Here is a 5,469-nt window from a genome sequence, read left to right on the forward strand (position 1 = left end):
TTATATTTTGAATAATTAAAGAAACCTCCTAATAAAATTATTTTTTTTTTTTATTTCTTTTAATTTATTTTGTATCAAGATGTTTTTTGACATATTTAATTCCTAATTTTTAATAAAAAAATATTAAATATAAAATAATTTAAATATCAATTTTAATTAATATCTATTTTAGATAGATAATTATTAATAATAACATTAGATATGAATAATAAATGAAAATTTAATTTTATTAAATAAAGAATTTGGCCCTTGTTGGATTTGAACCAACGACCTAACGATTATGAGTCGTTTGCTCTAACCACTGAGCTAAAGGGCCTTATAAGTAGTATGGTATATTTTAATATATATTTCAATTAAATTTATTATTTTTAATTTAATAAATATAATTCTTTATTTCCTCTTATTATATCTAATAATATTAATGATGGATGTGTATCTAAAATTTTTTTAAGATCTTCTATATTATTTATATTATTTTGATTAATTCCTATTATTACATCACCTTTTTTTAATCCTATTATTTCTGCAGGTGAATTAGGTACTATTTGAGTAACTTTTATTCCAATTTTTTTTGTTTTTTTAAAAATAAAATATTTTTTTTCTAAAAAAATATTTTTTAAATATGCACCTTCAATACCATATATATTATTTTCATTAGAAAATTTATTATCATAAAAATCATCTAATTTTATTTCTATTATTTTAAAAATTCCATTTCTTATTATTCCTAATTTAATAATAGTTCCTCGCATTAATATGCTAATTTTTGCTTTTAATAAAGCATAACTACCAATAATTTTATTATTTAATGTAACTATAATATCACCTGGTTTTAATAAGTTATTTTTAGATGATATTATTTCACGTACAAAAGTTCCTTTAAATATATTAGGTACTTTCATAACTTTTGCTATTTGAGGGTCAAGTTCAACCCCATAAATACCTAAAAAACCTCTTTCTATTTTTCCAAATTTAATTAATTGATTAACTAAATTCATAACAGTATTACTTGGTATAGCAAATCCAATACCAATATTTCCCTCATTAGGGGTTAAAATAGCTGTGTTTATTCCGATTAAATCTCCATTTAGATTAACTAAAGCTCCTCCTGAACTACCTTTATTAATTGCAGCATCTGTTTGAATAAAATTTTCAAAATTTTCAATATTAAGTCCAGTACGTCCTAATCCCGATATAATTCCTGATGTAACACTTTCTCCTAATCCATATGGATTACCTATTGCTATAGTATAATCTCCTACTTTTAAAGTATCAGAATTAGCTATTTTTACACTTTTTAAATTTCCAGTATTATCTTTAATTTGTATTAAAGCTAAATCTGTTTTTGGATCTTGCCCTAAAATTTTAGCTTCATAAATTTTGCCATTATTTAATTCTACTGAAATATAATCTGCATGATCTATAACATGATTATTAGTAACAATTAAACCTTTTTTAGAATTTATTATTACTCCAGACCCAATAGAATGAAATTTTTGTTGAAGAATATTATTATTATTTCCACAAATAGGAGTATCTTTATATGGAGATCCTTCTTTACAAAGTGAAAATTTTTCATTTAAATATTCTTGTATATTTTGAGGTAATTTAAATTGTGATATAAAAATACTACCTTGTACATTAATGTTAACAACGGAAGGAGTAACTTTTGATAAAATAATAGATAAACTTGGTAATTGATAATTATTCCATTTTTTTATTAAATTAAATGGTAATAATTTTGCATTTACATTTCGTAATGTAAATATTATATTACTTATAAAAAAAAATATATAAAAAATTATTCTAAATTTCTTCATAAAAAAAATCTCATAATAAAATTTTTCTAAATATAATGATATAAAATTTTATAATTTGTATTTTTATAGTAAAAATACAGAATTCATATTTTAATTTTCTATATTATTAATTAATTCATTTATATAAATATGTATTTAATTAATATTAATTTTAATTTTTTATAAAATTAAATTATTTAAGTATAAATTTTTTTACAAATTATTATAGTTAATATAATATAAATTTTATTTTATATAAAGCATAAATATATATGATAAATAGATTAAAAAATATTGCATCTAAAGTGGCAATAAAATTTATTAAAAATAATAATATTATAGGTATTGGTTCAGGTACTACAATATCTCAATTTATTAAAGTTTTATATAATAAGAGAAAAAATATAAAAGGTGTAGTATCTGCTTCTAAATATTCAACTAAAAAATTAAAAAAATATAATTTTAATGTTTATGAAATAAATAAAATAAATAAAATTGGAATATATTTTGATAGTGCTGATGAAATTAATGATAAAATGCAAATGATAAAAGGAGGAGGAGCTGCATTAACTAATGAAAAAATTATATCTAATTGTTCAGATATATTTATATGTATCATTGACCAATCTAAATATGTAAAAAATTTAGGTAAGTTACATCCAGTACCTATAGAAATTATACCTTCTGCAGAAACTTTAATTACTAGAAAATTATCATGTATAGGAGCTATAGCAAAATTAAGAAAAAAAACGATTACAGAATATGGTAATTTAATATTAGATGTATATAAATTAAATTTACATAATCCAATTAAAATAGAAAAATATATAAATACTATTCCTGGAGTTGTTACTGTCGGGTTATTTACTCAAAGATGTGCTGATATAGTTATTATAGGAAAATATAATTCTACAGTATCAATAATAAATAAAAAAAATTTAAAATTAACAACATAATTTTAAATTTTTTTTTAATTTTAACATTAGAATATATACAAATATATGCAAATAAAATTTACAAAAATGCATGCATTGAGTAATGATTTTATCATTATCAATAACATAAAAAATACTTTTTTTTTTACAAAAGATATTATACAAAAATTATCTAATAGATATTCAGGTATAGGTTTTGATCAATTATTATTAGTTGAATCATCAATTAATAAAAATATTGATTTTAATTATAGAATTTTTAATTCTAATGGTAATGAAGTAGAACAATGTGGTAACGGAGCACGTTGCCTCGCATTATATTTAAAAATAAAAAAATTAATTTATAGAAAAAAAATATGTGTAAGTACAAAAAATCGTATAATATACTTAAAAATTATAAATGATAAAATAATTTCTGTAAATATGGGAATTCCTCTCTTTAAACCTAAAGATATCCCATTTATAACTAATACTATTAAAAATACTTATAAAATTTATTTTCAAAATAAATATATTCATTTTAATATTGTTTCGTTAGGAAATCCTCATTGTGTAATACAAGTAGATGATATATTAAAAACTCCTGTATCATTAATAGGATCTTTTTTAGAAAATCATAATTGTTTTCCAAAAAAAGTTAATGTTGGTTTTGTTGAATATATAGATTTAAATAATATTAAATTAAGAGTTTTTGAAAGAGGAGTAGGTGAGACTAATGCTTGTGGTTCAGGTGCTTGTGCCGCTGTAGCTATAGGAATAAAAAAAAATATTTTATCAGAAAAAGTATATGTTAATCTTCGTGGAGGAATTATAACTATTACTTGGAAAGGAAATAAAAATAGTTTATTTATGATAGGAGAAGCTAATTATATTTATGATGGTATAATTACATTATAATAAATTTTTTATAAAAATATTATTTTAATTACGGCATTTAAATAAATGAAAAATGTAGATTTATTAAAAAATTTAAATAATAAACAAAAAGAAATAGTATCTGAAAATAGAAAAAATTTATTGATATTAGCAGGTGCAGGCAGTGGCAAAACATTAGTATTAATTCGTAGAATAGCTTGGTTAATTTATAAAGAAAATTGTTCGCCTAAATCAATTTTAGCAGTAACTTTTACAAATAAAGCAGCAATAGAATTAAAAACTAGAATTAAATCATTATTAATAAATGATTTTCAAAAAAATAATATTTGGATAGGTACTTTTCATAGTTTTGCTTATTATTTATTAAGAATACATTATCTAAATGTAGGATTAACAAAAAATTTTCAAATTATAGATTCTTATGATCAAAAAATAATAATTAAACGAATTTTAAAAAAATTATCTTTAAAAGATAAAATTTTTTCTATAGAAAAAATTTTAAAATATATAAATAATATAAAAAATAATTTATTAAATAATTATCATCATAAAAATGATTTATATAGTATTAATTTATCTAAAATTTATGATGAATATCAAAATTTTTGTAAAATAACAGAAGTAGTTGATTTTAATGAATTAATATTTTATTTATATAAATTATTTTTAAATAATCCTAAAATATTAAAAATATATCAAAAAAGATTTCAGAATATTTTAGTAGATGAATTTCAAGATACTAATGATATACAATATAAATTTATTTCTTTACTATATAATAAAAATTATAATACAAAAATTATTCTTGTAGGTGATGATGATCAATCTATTTATGGATGGAGAGGAGCAAAAATTAATAATATAAGTTGTTTTTTACAAGAATTTGATAAAGTAAAAACAATATTATTAGAACAAAATTATCGTTCTACTTCAAATATTTTAAACGCTGCAAACAAATTAATTTCTTATAATAATAATAGATTAAAAAAAAAATTATGGACTAATGCAGATAATGGAGATCTTATTACAATATATTATGCATTAAATGAATTTGATGAAGCTGAATATATTGCTAAATATATAAAACAAAAAATACTTGAAAAAAATGTTAAATTAAATAATTATGCAATTCTTTATAGAAATAATTCACAATCTCGTATTTTAGAAGAAATTATGTTAAAATTTTCTATTCCATATAAAATATATGGGGGAATACAATTTTTTGAACGTCAAGAAATTAAAAATATTTTATCTTATTTAAGATTAATATCTAATCATAATGATGATAGTTCATTTGAAAGAATCATAAATATTCCTAAAAGAGGTATTGGTAATACTACATTAAATATTATAAAACATATTTCCAATAAATATTCTTTAACATTATGGAATTCTAGTTTTTTTTTATTAAAAAATAAAAAATTTTTAAATAAAAAAACATTTAATGTATTAAAAAATTTTATTGAATTAATTATATTTTTAAAAAATAATATAAAAAAAAAATCATTACCTAAAATTATTGAACAAACAATCAAAAATTCTGGATTATGGGATATGTATAACAAAAATTGTTTATTTGGAAAAGATAATACTAAAATAAATAATTTAAAAGAATTTATTAATTCTGCAAAATATTTTACAAAAAAAAAATTACAATTTAAAATAAAATCAAATATTTTAAATATTAAAAATGATAATTTATTAACAGATTTTCTTTCTCAAACATTATTATTAAATGAAAATATAAATAAAAATAATGAAGAAAAAAATAATTATATACAATTAATGACTATACATGCATCTAAAGGATTAGAATTTTCTGAAGTTTTTATTATTGGCATGGAAGAAGGTATTTTCCC

At 18.6% G+C, this 5,469-nt stretch carries 4 protein-coding genes and 1 tRNA gene; 3 read left to right on the forward strand and 2 right to left on the reverse strand.

The features are described 5' to 3' along the window. Positions 1-243 precede the first annotated feature (243 nt). A tRNA-Ile gene (locus tag GJT96_RS00960) sits at positions 244-316 on the reverse strand. A gap of 52 nt (positions 317-368) precedes the next feature. Beyond that, the gene (locus GJT96_RS00965; RefSeq protein WP_169780376.1) at positions 369-1,820 is read right to left on the reverse strand and encodes a Do family serine endopeptidase; all 1,452 of its coding nucleotides are present in this window, start codon (positions 1,818-1,820) and stop codon (positions 369-371) included. 251 nt (positions 1,821-2,071) lie between these two features. Here GJT96_RS00965 and rpiA point away from each other — a divergent pair, with 251 nt between their 5' ends. The 3 genes from rpiA to GJT96_RS00980 all read left to right on the forward strand — a co-directional run. Further along, entirely contained in the window at positions 2,072-2,755 is a 684-nt protein-coding gene (gene rpiA / locus GJT96_RS00970; RefSeq protein WP_169780377.1) for a ribose-5-phosphate isomerase RpiA, read from the forward strand. Between the two features lie 51 nt (positions 2,756-2,806). After that, a complete protein-coding gene (gene dapF / locus GJT96_RS00975) occupies positions 2,807-3,631 on the forward strand; it encodes a diaminopimelate epimerase (RefSeq protein WP_169780591.1) in 825 nt (274 codons plus the stop codon). A 45-nt stretch (positions 3,632-3,676) separates the two neighbouring features. Beyond that, the coding region (locus GJT96_RS00980) for a UvrD-helicase domain-containing protein (protein WP_169780378.1) at positions 3,677-5,469 on the forward strand (1,793 nt) is incomplete at its 3' end.

Origin of the sequence: Enterobacteriaceae endosymbiont of Donacia piscatrix, from assembly GCF_012569525.1 — a bacterium.
In the GTDB taxonomy this organism is placed as follows: Bacteria; Pseudomonadota; Gammaproteobacteria; order Enterobacterales; family Enterobacteriaceae.